General features: G+C 59.1%; 13 protein-coding genes. 7 read left to right on the forward strand and 6 right to left on the reverse strand.

Annotated features, from left to right (window positions below):
- The first annotated feature begins 226 nt into the window (after positions 1–226).
- The 5 genes from QF010_RS30580 to QF010_RS30600 are packed head-to-tail and all read left to right on the forward strand — an operon-like array spanning position 227 to position 4,823.
- Positions 227–1,258, forward strand: a complete 1,032-nt coding sequence (locus QF010_RS30580) for a DUF5924 family protein (RefSeq protein ID WP_429534566.1) — start codon at positions 227–229, stop codon at positions 1,256–1,258.
- A gap of 53 nt (positions 1,259–1,311) precedes the next feature.
- Positions 1,312–2,460 carry an ABC transporter permease gene (locus QF010_RS30585; RefSeq protein WP_429511455.1) on the forward strand — a complete coding sequence of 383 codons (1,149 nt, stop codon included), beginning with the start codon at positions 1,312–1,314 and terminating at the stop codon, positions 2,458–2,460.
- The gene (locus QF010_RS30590) at positions 2,457–3,260 is read left to right on the forward strand and encodes an ABC transporter ATP-binding protein (protein WP_429511454.1); all 804 of its coding nucleotides are present in this window, start codon (positions 2,457–2,459) and stop codon (positions 3,258–3,260) included. The genes QF010_RS30585 and QF010_RS30590 overlap by 4 nt, the downstream gene beginning before the upstream one ends.
- A gap of 1 nt (position 3,261) precedes the next feature.
- A complete protein-coding gene (locus QF010_RS30595) occupies positions 3,262–4,200 on the forward strand; it encodes an MlaD family protein (RefSeq protein WP_033059764.1) in 939 nt (312 codons plus the stop codon).
- Entirely contained in the window at positions 4,197–4,823 is a 627-nt protein-coding gene (locus QF010_RS30600; protein WP_033059766.1) for an ABC-type transport auxiliary lipoprotein family protein, read from the forward strand. Before QF010_RS30595 ends, QF010_RS30600 begins: the two co-directional genes overlap by 4 nt.
- Before the next feature lie 117 nt (positions 4,824–4,940).
- Here QF010_RS30600 and QF010_RS30605 read toward each other — a convergent pair whose 3' ends face one another.
- The 4 genes from QF010_RS30605 to QF010_RS30620 all read right to left on the reverse strand — a co-directional run bounded on the left by QF010_RS30605 (position 4,941) and on the right by QF010_RS30620 (position 9,068).
- Complete coding sequence (locus tag QF010_RS30605) at positions 4,941–6,170, reverse strand: nucleoside recognition domain-containing protein (RefSeq protein ID WP_033059768.1); 1,230 nt, start codon at positions 6,168–6,170, stop codon at positions 4,941–4,943.
- Between the two features lie 203 nt (positions 6,171–6,373).
- On the reverse strand, positions 6,374–7,705 hold the full coding sequence (gltP, locus tag QF010_RS30610; protein WP_033059770.1) for a glutamate/aspartate:proton symporter GltP: 1,332 nt from the start codon (positions 7,703–7,705) through the stop codon (positions 6,374–6,376).
- Between the two features lie 826 nt (positions 7,706–8,531).
- Complete coding sequence (locus QF010_RS30615; protein WP_003177151.1) at positions 8,532–8,696, reverse strand: DUF1328 domain-containing protein; 165 nt, start codon at positions 8,694–8,696, stop codon at positions 8,532–8,534.
- An 81-nt stretch (positions 8,697–8,777) separates the two neighbouring features.
- Positions 8,778–9,068: a hypothetical protein gene (locus QF010_RS30620; RefSeq protein WP_033059771.1), complete on the reverse strand. Its 291-nt coding sequence runs from the start codon at positions 9,066–9,068 to the stop codon at positions 8,778–8,780.
- Positions 9,069–9,504: 436 nt separating this feature from the next.
- Between QF010_RS30620 and algB the strand changes: the two genes are divergently transcribed.
- Both algB and QF010_RS30630 read left to right on the forward strand, forming a co-directional pair.
- Positions 9,505–10,851 (forward strand): sigma-54-dependent response regulator transcription factor AlgB, encoded by a 1,347-nt coding sequence (algB, locus tag QF010_RS30625; RefSeq protein WP_033059773.1) that lies wholly within the window; start codon positions 9,505–9,507, stop codon positions 10,849–10,851.
- 10 nt (positions 10,852–10,861) lie between these two features.
- Entirely contained in the window at positions 10,862–12,652 is a 1,791-nt protein-coding gene (locus tag QF010_RS30630) for an ATP-binding protein (protein ID WP_429534567.1), read from the forward strand.
- Between the two features lie 12 nt (positions 12,653–12,664).
- Here the strand turns inward: QF010_RS30630 and QF010_RS30635 are convergent, their stop codons facing one another.
- Positions 12,665–14,278: an EAL domain-containing protein gene (locus tag QF010_RS30635; protein ID WP_033059777.1), complete on the reverse strand. Its 1,614-nt coding sequence runs from the start codon at positions 14,276–14,278 to the stop codon at positions 12,665–12,667.
- 75 nt (positions 14,279–14,353) lie between these two features.
- Entirely contained in the window at positions 14,354–15,133 is a 780-nt protein-coding gene (locus QF010_RS30640; protein ID WP_429534568.1) for an N-acetylmuramoyl-L-alanine amidase, read from the reverse strand.
- Positions 15,134–15,188: the final 55 nt, after the last annotated feature.

Here is a 15,188-nt window from a genome sequence, read left to right on the forward strand (position 1 = left end):
GGGGGTGTTTTTGTGTTGTTTTGTGATTGGTGGTTGGTTTGGTTTATCCCGGCCACTTTAATTTGTTGCGGGTTGGGGTTGTTTTTTTTTGGTCGTGTTACAACCCCCCCCCCCCCACAACGCAGCTGATACAAGGGTTTTGTGATCGGATCGCAGCCCCTCGCCACGCCGACCCTCGGCGGTTACCCTGTCGAGGATTTTTCCACCGACTATTGTGAACCGCCGAATGCCTACTCTGACCCTATACGTCCAGCGCATCCTGGAATTGATGAAGCGCTACCCGGGGGTCATTGCGCTCGGTGGTTTCATTTCCGGGGTCGGCAGTTTCATTCTGGTGGATCGCCAGCAAGGTCTGGCGACCTGGATCACCACCATCATGCTGGTCAGCTGGATCTGGCTGATGCTGGAAAACAGCCTCACCAAGCTGTTCACCAGGATATTCAACCGCGAAATACCCCAGCCTCTGCTGCGCTACGCCACGCAGATGATCCACCAGGAAAGCCTGTTCTTCGTCCTGCCGTTCTTTTTTATCACCACCACCTGGAACAGCGGCCAGCTGTTCTTCACCGGGCTGCTGGGCATCGCCGCGCTGATTTCCATCATCGACCCGCTCTACTACAAATGGCTGGCCCCCCGGCGCTGGGCGTTCCTGGCACTGCATACCCTGACGCTGTTCGCGGCACTGCTGACCGCCCTGCCCGTCATCCTGCACCTGACCACCGCTCAGAGCTTCAAACTGGCCCTGGGCATCGCCGTCGTGCTGTCGTTCCCGAGTCTGGCATCGATCTTCCCTATTCGTACCGTGCGCAACGCCTTGGCGATTCTCAGTATCACGCTGGGCATCGGCGCGCTGGGTTGGGTGCTGCGATCCTGGGTGCCGCCGGCGACCCTGTGGATGACCGACGTGGCGATCAGCACCCAAATGCAGGACCGCACCCCCGGCAAGAGCCTGGAAGAAGTCAGCGCCGAGCAGATTCGCGGAGGTGGGCTGTACGCGTACACCGCGATCAATGCCCCGCGAGGTCTGGCCGAACGGATTTATCACGTCTGGATGTTCAACGGTAAAGAAGTCGACCGTATCCCGCTGGATATCAACGGCGGGCGCAAGGAAGGCTATCGGGCCTGGACCCACAAACAGAATTTCCCCGGCAACCCCGCGGGTAAATGGCAGGTTCGGGTGCTGACCGAAGATGGCCAGGTCATCGGTGTGTTGCGCTTCGTGGTAAAGGACAACAAGCCTGAGACTGCCGCAAAGTAACCCGTTCGTGCTATTACGTAGAGCTGCGTAATAGCCGATAAAGCACGGAGCTTATGACCAGCAGCACAATGCCCGGCAGTGCCCGACTGGACACCTCTCACACCCCTGCTCAATTGCGGGTCACGGGTGACTGGACGCTTGTCCATTACGCCGACCTCAAGCACCTGAGCGAAAAGCTTCGCGGCCAATACGACGACAGCACTCACATCGACCTCAATGGCCTCGGCGCGCTCGACACCGCCGGCGCGTCGCTGCTGGTGGAGTTGCTCGGGTCCGAGCGTTTGGGCCGATCCGCCGAACACCCCGATTGCACGCTGTCCTCGGCCGACCGAGCCTTGTTGCAGACCGTCTATTGCTCGCTGACTGACTTCTGCGTGCCGATCAAGGAACCGGAAATCAGCGTCGGCATTCAACTGCTGACCCGCATCGGCCGCGCGGTCGACGCGGTCTGGCAAGACACCCTGCAGCTGCTGGGTTTCGTCGGCCTGATTCTGGAAACCATCGCCCGCGGTCTGTTTCGCCCGAAACGCTGGCGCATCACGCCGATGGTGGCGCACATCGAACAGACCGGCCTCGATGCCGCCCCCATCGTTGCCCTGCTGACCTTTCTGGTGGGCGCCGTGGTGGCGTTTCTCGGGGCGACGGTGCTGGCGAGTTTCGGCGCGAGTATTTTCACCGTGGACCTGGTGGCGTTCTCCTTCCTGCGCGAATTCGGTGTGTTGCTGACCGCGATCCTGATGGCCGGCCGCACCGCCAGTGCGTTCACCGCGCAGATCGGTTCGATGAAAGCCAACGAAGAAATCGACGCGATCCGCACTCTGGGCCTCGACCCGATGGAGCTGCTGGTGGTGCCGCGAGTCTTGGCCTTGCTGGTCGCGCTGCCGATGCTGACCTTTCTGGCGATGCTTTCGGGGATTGTCGGCGGCGGTGTGGTGTGCGCGGTGGCGCTGGATATCTCGCCGGCGATGTTCCTGTCGCTGCTGCAAACCGACATCGGTGTTCAGCACTTTTTGGTGGGGATCGTCAAAGCGCCGATCTTCGCGTTCCTGATCGCCGCCATCGGCTGTCTCGAAGGCTTCAAGGTCAGCGGCAGCGCCGAGTCCGTCGGTGCTCACACCACGTCGAGCGTGGTCCAGTCTATTTTCGTGGTGATCGTGCTCGATGCCGTTGCCGCGCTGTTTTTCATGGAGATGGGCTGGTGAGTCGTCTACCCCGAGCGCCCTCCGAGGCGGTGATTGAAGTCCGCGGTCTGTGCAATCGCTTTGGTCGCCAGAGCGTGCATGAGAACCTCGACCTGGATTTGTACAAGGGTGAAATCCTGGCCGTTGTCGGCGGTTCCGGCAGCGGTAAATCGGTGCTGTTGCGCAGCATCGTCGGCTTGCGCCAGCCCAGCGAAGGAGTGGTGAAGGTCTTTGGCAAAAACCTGCCGACGCTGTCCGAACATGAACGCTCCATGGTCGAACGGCGCTTCGGCGTGCTGTTCCAGAAAGGCGCCCTGTTCTCTTCGCTGACCGTGACCGAGAACGTCGCCCTGCCCCTGATCGAGCATGCCGGTTTGAGCCGAGAGGACGCCGAGCACCTGGCGGCAGTGAAAATGGCCTTGGCCGGGCTGCCGCTGTCGGCGGCCGACAAGTACCCCGCTTCGCTGTCAGGCGGCATGATCAAGCGTGCGGCACTGGCCCGGGCGCTGGCGCTGGACCCGGACATCCTGTTTCTCGACGAACCCACCGCCGGCCTCGATCCGATTGGCGCGGCCGCGTTCGATCAATTGATCCTGACGCTGCGCGATGCGTTGGGCCTGAGTGTGTTTCTGGTCACCCATGACCTCGACACGCTCTACACCATCACCGACCGCGTGGCGGTGCTGGCGCAGAAGAAAGTGCTGGTGGCGGATGCCATCGACACGGTGTCGGAAACTGACGACCCGTGGATTCACGAATACTTCCATGGCCCTCGCGGCCGCGCGGCGCTGACCGCCGCTCAACAGCTTAAGGAGGTCTGACATGGAAACCCGAGCCCATCATGTATTGATCGGCCTGTTCACCGTGATTGTGGTGGCGGGCGCCCTGCTCTTCGGTTTGTGGCTGGCCAAATCCAGCGTCGACACCGAGTTCAAGGATTACGAAATCGTCTTCAACGAGGCGGTCAGCGGTCTGTCCAAGGGCAGCGCCGTGCAGTACAGCGGGATCAAGGTCGGCGACGTGGTGGCCCTGCGCCTGGACCCGAAAGACCCGCGCCGGGTGCTGGCGCGGATTCGTCTGGGCGGTGATACGCCGATCAAGGAAGACACCCAGGCCATACTGGCGCTGACCGGGATCACCGGGACCTCGATCATTCAGCTCAGCGGTGGTACACCGCAGAGTCCGAAGCTCAAGGGCAAGGACGGTAACTTACCGACCATTATTGCATCGCCCTCGCCCATCGCTCGTTTGCTGAATGACAGTGGCGACCTGGTGGCCGGTGTGAATATGCTGATGCACAACGCCAATCAGATGTTTTCTTCGGAGAACGTCGAGCGCATCAGCAAGACCCTTGAGCATCTGGAGCAAACCACCGGCACCATCGCCGACCAGCGCGGCGATATTCGCCAGGCGATGCAGCAACTGGCCTCGGTCGGCAAACAGGCCGGCGCCATGCTGGAACAGACGTCGACGCTGATGCGCAATGCCAATGGCATGCTCAACGATCAAGGTAAGCAGATGTTCGGCAGTGCCGAGCAGGCGATGAAGTCGCTGGAACAGAGCAGCGCGACCATCAATTCGTTGCTCACGACCAATCAGGATTCGCTCAACAGCGGCATGCAAGGCCTCAATGGCCTGGCTCCGGCGGTGCGTGAACTGCGCGACACCCTGACCGCATTGCGGGCTATTTCCCAGCGTCTGGAAGCCAACCCTGCCGGTTATTTGCTGGGCGATGACAAGAACAAGGAGTTCACGCCATGAGGCCGCTTCACCTCGCCCTCCTCGCCAGCTTCATTGCGCTCAGCGCCTGCTCGATCCTGCCCAAGTCCGAGCCGTCCGATGTCTATCGGTTGCCTTCGGCCCAGAGCAGCGCATCGGCCAGTCACGGGACGCCGCAACGCTGGTCGCTGCGCCTGACCAAGCCGCAGGCCAGCGAGGCGTTGAACAGCCCGAAGATCGCCGTGATCCCTCAAGGTGATCTGATCAGCAGCTACAAGGCTTCGCGTTGGAGCGATCCGGCACCGGTGTTGCTGCGTAATCGACTGCTCGATGGGTTCCAGCGTGATGGTCGGGTGCCGTTGTTGAGCACCGATGACAGCAACTTCCAGGCGGATCTGGAATTGGGTGGAAATCTGCAGGCGTTCCAGACTGAGTACCAAGGCACGAACGCGAGCGTCGTCGTTCGTCTGGATGCAGTGTTGGTGCGCGGTTATGACCAGCGACTCCTCGCCAGCCGCCGCTTTGAAGTGCGCCAGCCGTTGAGCGATGCGAAGGTGCCGGCGGTGGTTACCGGGTTTGGTCAGGCCAGTGACCAGTTGACGGCGCAGGTGGTGAATTGGGCGGTGGAGCAAGGGCAGAAAGTCGCGCCGCCTCCCCGTCCTTAAGGCCAACTCGTCCCTCTGTAGGAGTGAGCCTGCTCGCGATAGCGGTAAATCAGTCACCCCAAATGTTGACTGTTAAACCGCTATCGCGAGCAGGCTCACTCCCACAGGGGATCTCGGTTAGCCGAAGAACCAGTAGCAAACGCCGATAGCGCCCAGCACCCCGGCCAGTTCGGCCAGCAACGCACACCCCACCGCATGCCGCGCCCGCTGGATTCCCACCGAGCCGAAGTACACCGCCAATACATAGAAGGTCGTTTCGGTACTGCCCTGAATCGTTGCTGCCACCAGCGCCGGGAAGCTGTCCACGCCAGATGTTTTCATGGTTTCGATCAGCATCGCCCGGGCGGCACTGCCGGAGAACGGCTTGACCATGGCAGTCGGCAGCGCATCAACGAAGCGCGTGTCCCAACCGGCCCATTCCACCAGATGCCGAATCCCGTCCAGGCCAAAGTCCAGCGCTCCGGATGCCCGCAGCACGCCGACGGCACACAGCATCGCCACCAGATACGGCAGCAGGTTCTTGGCCACGTCGAAGCCTTCTTTCGCACCTTCGACGAATGCTTCGTACACCTTCACTTTGCGCAGCGCGCCGATGACCAGAAACAACATGATCAGCCCGAACAGCGTCACGTTACCGAGGATCGATGACAGGCCGGCCAGAGCGGTCGCTGAGAGCGTCGCCAGCAGGGCCATGAAGGCACCGAGGGCCAGGGCGCCGGGAATCAGGTACGCGAGCACCACCGGGTCCCACAGGCGCAGACGCTGCATGAATGCCACCGACAGCAGGCCGACCAATGTCGAGCAACTGGTGGCGAGCAGGATTGGCAGGAACACCAGGGTCGGATCGGGCGCGCCTTGCTGGGCGCGGTACATGAAGATCGTCACCGGCAGCAGGGTCAGGGAAGAGGCGTTGAGCACCAGGAACAGGATCTGCGCGTTGCTGGCGATGGTGTCGCTGGGGTTGAGCTCTTGCAGCGCCTTCATGGCTTTAAGGCCGATCGGCGTGGCGGCGTTGTCCAGGCCCAGGCCGTTGGCGGCGAAGTTCAGCGTGATCAGGCCGATGGCTGGGTGCCCGGCCGGCACTCCCGGCATCAGCCGCAGGAACAACGGGCCCAGTGCTTTGGCCAGCCACTCGACGATCCCGGCCTTCTCTGCAATCCGCAGAAAGCCCAGCCAGAGCGTCAGGGTGCCGAACAACAGGACCATGACTTCGACCGACAACTTGGCCATGGCGAAAATGCTTTCCACCATCGCCGCGAAGATCCCGGCGTTACCGCCGATCAACCATTGCGCCAGTGCCGAAACGGCAGCCACGATGAAGAAGCCAAGCCATAGGCCATTAAGCATCAGTCAAATCCCCCGAAGAATGTGGCGAATGATAGCGGGGTAGCCAGAAACGACAAACCCCGGATTTCTCCGGGGTTTGTTTGTTCGGCTTACACCGGACCTTTGTAGGAGTGAGCCTGCTCGCGATGAGGGCGGCACATCCAACATCGCTGTTGTTTGATACACCGCTATCGCGAGCAGGCTCACTCCTACAAGGTTTTGTGTCAGTTGCTGGAGACTTCACCCACCGGCAATTTTTCCTTGCTGCGCCAGTGCGGCAAGGAGTTCCAGTAGCGCTGGCCCTTGGCGTCGTCGTACATGCCTTCCCAGCGGGAGATGACCAGCACGGCCAAGGCATTGCCGATCACGTTCAGTGCGGTACGGGCCATGTCCATGATGCGGTCGACACCGGCGATGAACGCCAGGCCTTCGAGTGGAATACCCACGCTGCCCAAGGTGGCCAGCAGCACCACAAAGGACACACCCGGTACGCCGGCGATGCCTTTGGAGGTGACCATCAGGGTCAGTACCAGCAGCAATTGCTGGCTGATCGACAGGTCGATGCCGTAGAGCTGGGCAATAAAAATCGCCGCGATGCTCTGGTACAGGGTCGAACCGTCGAGGTTGAACGAGTAGCCGGTCGGGACCACGAAGCTGCAAATGGCTTTCGGTGCGCCGTAGGCTTCCATTTTCTCGATCACGCGCGGCAGCACGGTTTCGGAACTGGCGGTGGAGTAGGCCAGCACCAGCTCATCCTTGAAGATGCGCATCAGCCTGATCACCGAGAAGCCGAACATCTTGGCTATCAGGCCCAGCACCACGAAGGCGAAGAAAGCGATGGCGACGTAAACCAGGATCACCAGTTTGGCCAGCGGTATCAGAGAGGCGAAGCCGAAGTTGGCCACGGTCACCGCGATCAGTGCGAAAACGCCGATCGGGGCGTAGCTCATGATCATGTGCGTGACTTTGAACATGCTTTCCGACACGCCCTGGAACATCTTCACCAGCGGCTCGCGCAGGTCCGATTGCAGGCTCGACAGACCGAGACCGAACAATACGGAGAAGAAGATGATCGGCAGCATCTCGCCGCGGGCCATGGCCGCGAAGATGTTCGACGGGATCAGGTTGAGGATGGTTTGGATGAACGCATGTTCATGCTGAACCTCAGCAGCGGTGGCCTGGTACTTGGAAATATCCACGGTACCCAGGGTGCTCATGTCGATGCCGGTGCCCGGATGGAACACGTTGGCCAACACCAGACCGACCACGATGGCGATGGTGGTGACGATCTCGAAGTAAAGGATGGTCTTGAGGCCGATGCGCCCAAGCTTCTTCGCGTCGCCGACGCCTGCAATACCGACGATCAGCGAAGAGATCACGATCGGGATCACAATCATCTTGATCAGACGGATAAAGATATCGCCTGCTGGTTGCAGGACGTTGCTGACCCACCAGGCTTTTTCGGCACTGAAATGGTTGAGCAGCGCACCGATTGCAATCCCCAATACCAGACCGATGAGGATCTGCCAGGCGAGGCTAAGCTTTGCCTTCTTCATATCTTTACCCTTACTTGCGTTTGACTCAGACCGATGCAAGAACTGGAACGCTTGTGGCGAAAAAGTCTTGTGCATCTGCCCCCGTATAAGGTGCCCCGGAGCGCTTGTTATCGGCTCTCTGGCAGGCGAAAAAAGGCGCAACTATTCAGATGCAAGGAAGCGACGTCTAATGCCGTAAACGCCTACCCTATGCCGAATCGGCATGAGCTTTTTTAACTGAAACACGCGTCCCAACCGGTTCGAATACGACATTTCGGCAGGCATAAGTGCCGTGAACCGGCCATCGCAGAGGAGATTGGTTGTTTTTTGAACAAAGGAATGTGGGCTAAAACTTTGGAAAAATCCTACGTTTAAGCGCGAAAATTCTCGTGCGTTGAGTCGCAGTTTTCTCGATATACGGTCACCAAAGAAATACCGCGAAATGGTTTTGCGAGGGAATAACGGAGATGAAACGGGGATGCGAGCAGAACGCTCTAAGACAACGCTTTGCGCTGAGGAAGCTCTTCGCAAGTCCGTCGATCCATGAGTGACCGACGAACTTGCGTCGCAGCTTCTGCCTGATCCGGCCCTTGCGCAGGTACTCCCTGTACCCGTAGGTCACTCCGCCCCTGAAACAGGCAGAACGTCCCGGCCCCTTGATCATGCGTCTACCGTCCTCGGGTAGCGCAGTGGAAAGAAGCCATGCTGCTTCTTTCATGTTACGAATTCAGTACCCGCGTGGATCTTTCTACAGCTGTTCCATTAACAAGTCCTGCATACGCTGTTGCTATGGCACTGCCGCCCAGAGGCAGGGCGGCTGCCAGTGTCTTTCAGAAAACGCTTATGTTCACCCTCGACCGCGACGGCCGAAGAAGAAGGAAGCAATGAACATCACCAGGAACACGACAAAGAGAATCTTGGCGATACCCGTGGCGGTGCCCGCGATACCACCGAAGCCCAGTACTGCAGCGATGATGGCAATGATCAAGAATGTGATTGCCCAGCTCAACATGGTGATTCTCCTTACGCTTCTATTTAGAGGTGTTGCTTGTGGTGCTATTCCCGGCGCATCGAAAGCGCCAAGTTCATGTGTTTAGAACACCCAACGTTCCTGGCGAGGCATCTCATCCACAGGCTGAGCCTGGTCGACGTCCATCATTCGCATTGGGGGGCTGTCAGCCTGGTTACTGCTGGCCGCGCTGAAATGGGTTTGGGTCGGGTGCTGAATCGACAAGCGTGGCGCTTCTTGCTGCCGGTTGTTCTGCTCCCAGCGCTGAAACTGCTGGCCGGCGATCAAGGTGATCAATAGCGCCAAAACAGAAAACAGTACTTGCTGGATATGCAGTGGCGAGATACGCAACTGGGCGGCATGTTGGCGACTCATCCTGAAGCTCCTCCCACTCTTGTGGTGATCTGGTTAGGGGCGACGTCTTGAATGCCCTGGTTAATCAGACTATTGCAGTCTGCATGCCAGCTTTTACTGATAATAAAACTCAATAAAATCAACTAGTTATGAATCGTGTGGAAAGCGGGCCGGACGCATCCTGCACGATGGTCCTTTTGAAGTCGTGCGTAATGCACGATGGATTCGTAGGTACTTTCAATTTTTTTGAATTGCGAGGAGGGCGCGGATGTCACAAAGGGACAGCGGTAATCGCCTGCGAACCGGCTATCTGATAAAAAAACAACAAAATCAGGCGATTAGCCGTAGGGTAAGTAGAGAGCTACGCTGCTGTGGCTGGAATCGACCAGAATCAACCATGCAACTTGCCCGATTATTCCGGGACTAACCAAGATTACTCATTAAGGAGCGTAGGAAAATGGAATCAGCCACTGAGCATCAAGGCCGCATTCTGCTGGTGGACGATGAGTCCGCCATCCTGCGTACTTTTCGTTATTGCCTCGAAGATGAAGGCTACAGCGTCGCTACCGCCAACAGCGCCGCCCAGGCTGACGCGCTGCTTCAGCGCCAAGTCTTCGACCTGTGCTTCCTCGACCTGCGTCTAGGTGAAGACAATGGCCTCGATGTGCTGGCCCAAATGCGCATTCAGGCGCCGTGGATGAGGGTGGTGATCGTCACCGCTCATTCGGCCGTGGATACTGCCGTGGATGCCATTCAGGCGGGTGCCGCCGACTATCTGGTCAAACCTTGCAGCCCAGACCAATTGCGCCTGGCCACCGCCAAGCAGCTGGAAGTGCGGCAACTGTCGGCACGTCTGGAAGCCCTTGAAGGCGAAGTGCGCAAACCCAAGGATGGCCTCGACTCTCACAGCCCGGCGATGAAAGTCGTGCTCGAAACCGCCCGCCAGGTGGCCAACACCGATGCCAATATTTTGATTCTCGGCGAGTCCGGTACCGGTAAAGGCGAACTGTCCCAAGCCATTCACGGCTGGAGCAAGCGCGCGAAGAAATCCTGCATCACGATCAACTGCCCGTCACTGACCGCCGAACTCATGGAAAGCGAGCTCTTCGGCCACAGCCGTGGCGCGTTCACCGGGGCCAGCGAAAGTACGCTGGGTCGGGTCAATCAGGCCGACGGTGGCACGCTGTTTCTTGACGAGATCGGCGATTTTCCTGTGGTTTTGCAGCCTAAACTGCTGCGTTTCATCCAGGATAAAGAATACGAACGGGTGGGCGACCCGGTCACCCGCCGTGCCGATGTGCGCATCCTCGCGGCCACGAACCAGATTCTCGAAGACATGGTCCGCGACGGCCGTTTCCGCGAAGACCTGCTCTACCGCCTGAACGTCATCACCCTGCACCTGCCACCCCTGCGCGAACGCAGGGAAGATATTCTGAACCTGGCCGATCGTTTTCTGGCCCGTTTCGTCAAGGAATACGCGCGTCCGGCTCGGGGTTTCAGCGACGAAGCCCGTGAAGCGCTGCTCGGTTACCGCTGGCCGGGGAACATTCGCGAACTGCGCAACGTTGTGGAGCGGGCAAGCATCATTTGTCCACAGGAACGGGTCGAGATCAGTCACTTGGGCATGGCTGAAACCCCGGTCAACAACGCACCTCGCATCGGCGCTGCGCTGAGTCTGGATGAATTGGAAAAAGCTCACATCGGAGCGGTCCTCGCCACTGCAGATACGCTGGACCAGGCCGCCAAGACCCTGGGCATCGATGCCTCGACCTTGTACCGAAAACGCAAGCAGTACAACTTGTGAGCTGTCTCCGATGAGACTGGCGATGAAGTTGCGCACACGGCTGTTTCTGAGTATTTCCGCACTGATTACGGTGGCGCTGCTTGGGCTGTTGCTCGGGCTGGTCAGCGTGATGCAGATGGCGAGTTCCCAGGAAGCGCTGATTCGCAACAATTTCGTCACGCTCGACCTGGGACTGAAAATGCGCCAGACCCTGGGCGATCAGCTGATGATCATGCTCAGCGAGAAGCCGGATCCTGCAGCGTTCGAGGCGTCCAAGCAGCATTATTTCCAGTTGCTTGACGACAGTATTGCCCATGCCCAGGCCGGCGATGAGCACCAGTTCGGTTTCGAACAGGCCAAGACTGACTACCTGAGCTTTCTGCAGGTGTATGACCTGTCACGTGACTCGACGCAGGTATTGAGCGGCAACAAAGAACTCACCGAAAAATTCAATGCGCTGCGCAATGGTTTGATCGTCGAGCAACAGCGTGCGCTGGATAACATCAATGCCACCGAACAGCAGGCGCGGGAGAGGGCGCTGCTGGTTGCCGGCCTGCTCGGGCTGGTGGGGTTGGCGGTGCTGATCATCGGCTTCATCACCGCCCACGCTATCGCTCGACGTTTTGGTGAACCGATCGAGGCCCTGGCCCAGGCGGCGGACAATATCGGCCAAGGCAATTTCGAAGTGACTCTACCGATTTCCTCGGCCGTGGAAATGAACCTGCTGACCAAGCGCTTCGGGATCATGGCCGAGGCCTTGCGTGAACATCAGGCCACCAATGTCGATGAACTGCTCGCCGGCCAGCAGCGTTTGCAGGCCGTGCTCGATAGCATCGACGATGGGTTGTTGATGATTGACCGCGATGGTCGTCTGGAACACCTCAATCCAGTGGCGCAGCGTCAGTTGGGTTGGGACGGCGATCGTCTCGGTCAAGGTCTGGGTACTGCGCTTGACCGTCCCGAGCTCGATGATCAGCTGCAACTGGTGTTGCGCGGCGGCACCCTGGAGCGGGCGCCTGAGGACCTGAGTATCGAGGTCGACGGTGAGTCGCGGTTGCTGACCTTTAGTCTGACGCCAGTCAGCCATACACAAGGTCATATTCTCGGCGCCGTGATGGTGCTGCATGACGTCACCGAACAGCGGGCGTTTGAGCGGGTGCGCAGCGAGTTCGTGCTGCGTGCCTCTCATGAATTGCGAACGCCGGTTACCGGGATGCACATGGCATTCGGCCTGTTTCGCGAGCGCGCGCACTTTGCCAAGGACTCCCGTGAAGCTGATCTGCTGGACACCGTGAATGAAGAGATGCAGCGCTTGATGCAGTTGATCAACGACCTGCTGAACTTCTCCCGCTACCAGAACGGCTTGCAGAAACTCACGTTGGCGCCGTGCTCCATCGAGGATTTGCTGGAGCAGGCCCGGGCACGTTTTGCCGGCCCAGCAGGAGAGCAGGGCATCGACCTGCTGGTGGAAGTGCAAGGGCCATTACCGCGATTGCAGGCCGATCAGCCGCAGTTGGAGCGGGTGCTCGATAACCTGATCGACAACGCGATGCGCCACACCGCTGCCGGCGGGCAAATACGTTTGCAGGCTCGACGCCATGGGGATCGAGTGATTATCAGCGTCGAGGACAATGGCGAAGGCATTGCCTATGGTCAGCAGGGGCGGATTTTCGAACCCTTTGTACAGGTCGGTCGCAAGAAGGGCGGTGCCGGGCTCGGTCTGGCGCTGTGCAAGGAAATCGTGCAGTTGCACGGCGGTCGGATGGGTGTTTATTCGCGGCCAGGGCAGGGTACTCAGTTCTATATGGCGCTGTCGGTTTAAGCGGCAGCCGCTTCAGGCTTCGTCATCGAGACGTCGGGCAGCCAATCGGCGGCCACGGGTTATCAGCTCGATGAATTGCACCGCACTCAACGCATGGGCGAACAGCCAACCCTGACCGAACTTCACGCCTTCACTGCTCAGAAGCGCCGCCTGGGATTCAAGTTCGATGCCTTCGGCAATCACCTTGAGTTGCAGGGCCTGGGCCATGTGAATGATGTGCGGGGCGACACCGCTGCTTGCCGCGTCATGACCCAGCGCATCGATAAACGCCTTGTCGATTTTCAGGCAGTCGACTGGCAGGGTTTGCAGATAGGCGAGGCTGCAATAGCCGGTGCCAAAGTCATCAATCAGCACTTGATGCCCGACATCCCGCAAGGCTTGCAGGTTTTCCCGGGCGACCACGACATCGATCAATCCCCGCTCGGTGACCTCAAAGGCAATTTGCTTTGCCGCGACACGGTGCAAGGTCAACAGTCGCGCCATTACCTGACCGATACGCGGCACCATGACGTCGCAGGCCGCCAGGTTGACCGAGATGTACAGTTGCGGATTGGCCCGCAACAATTGACCCAGCTGCTCAAGCAGGCGTTGCAGGACGAAGTCGGTCATCTGGCGGATCTGGCCGGTGTTTTCCGCCATCGGAATAAACAGGTCGGGGCTGGTCAGGGTGCCGTCCGGCCTTCGCCAGCGCAGCAAGGCTTCTGCCCCGACACAGTTGCGGCTGTCGAGGTCGAAGATCGGTTGATACAGCACCTGCAATTCGCCTCGTCGTATGGCGCCACTCAGTTCGGCGTCCAGCGACTGTCGCTGGCGCACCAGCAAAAGCACCAGAAAACCCACGCATAAGGCGAGTGCCAGGCTGGCCGGCAGCAACCACCACCAGACTGCGGGTACATGCATGCCGGTGCGCGGACTGATCAGCACCAATTGGTATTCCGGATTGTTGGTGGGCATGCGGTAAATCAAGCGCGAATGCGTCACTTGTAGCGCGTCGAGGCTTTTCGGGGGCCACGGTTCGGTGGGTGGCCAGGCCTGCGAGACACCCAGTACCGGAATCGCGCGCGTACCGCGGTCGAGCACCACCAGCAGGCTGCTTCCCGGTGGCAAGTCGACCATGTCGGTCAAATGCCCGCGAGACGTCGCGACACGAAAATTGCCGCGCCCGAGCATCAGCGCAGCGCGGTTTTCATCGGGTTCGGTGGTGGTGTTCAGCCAGTAGCTGTAGGTCGGCCCCTTGATGTCTGGCGGCCTTATCATCGACAGCCCTTCCTGGCGGGGACGGTTGGAACAGATCCGCGAAGCGTCCATATAAACGGCTTCGTAAACGAAACGGTAATTGAAGCTGACCTGTTGCAAGGTCGCGATCATTTCGTCATCGCAGCCGCGTAACGGCTGGGCTTCCAGGTCGTCGAGGCTTTCACGCAACTGCCCGAAAAGTTGCTCCAGGCGAGCAAGGAAGCGCTCGCCCTGGGCATTCATTTCTTCGCTTTCGCTCTGCTCGACTTGATGCATGGCCACGAACAGGCTGCCGGCCATCAGAAATGTCGCGCTCAAGGCAGCAGCCAGTATCGCCAAAAACCAAGGGCGAAAGAACCAACTACGTAGTGTCTCTCGAGCAGCAGGCATAGGGAATATCCGAAGAATTACCAATGAGTTATAGCTGCTACTTGAAAAAAAGCCCTGACCGTCGGGCGGGCGTCATTATTTTGTCTGGTTCAAGACTTGTAGAAGCGCTGCGGTTTGCGCATCCGGGGTGCCATCGAAACGTGACGGTCGGAAATGCATCTGGAAGGCCGCAATCACATGATGTGTCGCAACATCCAGTTCGCCGGTTTGCGGCGTGGGATAACCCGCGCGGGCCAGCTGTGCCTGAAACCAGCTGATGGTTGGCAGTTGTGTTTCGAACTTTACTTGCTGACGCATTACGGCCTGCTCGTTCGGCCAGATTCCCAGGCCTTCGGCAGCCAGGCGTTTCCAAGGAAACATCGGCCCCGGATCGAGCTTGCGCAGCGGTGCGATGTCGCTATGGCCGATGATGTTGCGGGGGTTGATGGCGTAACGCTTGCTGATGTCTTTGAGCAGGACGATCAGGGACTGGACCTGGGCTTCGCTATAGGGGTACCAGAGACGCCCTGTCGGGATGACTTTGAAGCCCGGATTGACGATTTCGATGCCGATGGAGCTGGAGTTCAACCAGGTCCGGCCTTCCCATTCGCTTTCCCCGGCATGCCAGGACCGCTGATTTTCATCCACCAGCTTATAGATAGTGGCGTTTTTGTCGTCGCCAATCAGATAGTGGCTGCTGACCTCGCCGTGGGTCAGCAGTTGCAGCGAGCGCTCCAGTGACGCGTTGGTGTAATGCACCACCACGAACTGAATGCGGCTGTCGTAATTGGCTGAAGGGTGGCTGGTGTCATACCGGGGGGCGCTGGCACAACCGGCCAACAGAATCAGCGACACGATGAGAGATAGATATTTCATGGCAGAAGGCAATACACGCAAGACAGTAATGCAACAGTGTAACGTACTGCCTTGC

The organism is Pseudomonas silensiensis (genome assembly GCF_050434865.1).
GTDB classification, from domain to species: Bacteria; Pseudomonadota; Gammaproteobacteria; order Pseudomonadales; family Pseudomonadaceae; genus Aquipseudomonas; species Aquipseudomonas fluorescens_W.

Bases quoted from the DNA above. Each gene is read 5' to 3' on its own strand.
- gltP (WP_033059770.1), bottom strand. From the start codon at position 7,705: ATGAAGAAGGCAAAGCTTAGCCTCGCCTGGCAGATCCTCATCGGTCTG.
- algB (WP_033059773.1), top strand. From the start codon at position 9,505: ATGGAATCAGCCACTGAGCATCAAGGCCGCATTCTGCTGGTGGACGAT.
- QF010_RS30640 (WP_429534568.1), bottom strand. From the start codon at position 15,133: ATGAAATATCTATCTCTCATCGTGTCGCTGATTCTGTTGGCCGGTTGT.
- QF010_RS30605 (WP_033059768.1), bottom strand. From the start codon at position 6,170: ATGCTTAATGGCCTATGGCTTGGCTTCTTCATCGTGGCTGCCGTTTCG.
- QF010_RS30600 (WP_033059766.1), top strand. From the start codon at position 4,197: ATGAGGCCGCTTCACCTCGCCCTCCTCGCCAGCTTCATTGCGCTCAGC.
- QF010_RS30620 (WP_033059771.1), bottom strand. From the start codon at position 9,068: ATGAGTCGCCAACATGCCGCCCAGTTGCGTATCTCGCCACTGCATATC.
- QF010_RS30595 (WP_033059764.1), top strand. From the start codon at position 3,262: ATGGAAACCCGAGCCCATCATGTATTGATCGGCCTGTTCACCGTGATT.
- QF010_RS30630 (WP_429534567.1), top strand. From the start codon at position 10,862: ATGAGACTGGCGATGAAGTTGCGCACACGGCTGTTTCTGAGTATTTCC.
- QF010_RS30585 (WP_429511455.1), top strand. From the start codon at position 1,312: ATGACCAGCAGCACAATGCCCGGCAGTGCCCGACTGGACACCTCTCAC.
- QF010_RS30635 (WP_033059777.1), bottom strand. From the start codon at position 14,278: ATGCCTGCTGCTCGAGAGACACTACGTAGTTGGTTCTTTCGCCCTTGG.
- QF010_RS30615 (WP_003177151.1), bottom strand. From the start codon at position 8,696: ATGTTGAGCTGGGCAATCACATTCTTGATCATTGCCATCATCGCTGCA.
- QF010_RS30580 (WP_429534566.1), top strand. From the start codon at position 227: ATGCCTACTCTGACCCTATACGTCCAGCGCATCCTGGAATTGATGAAG.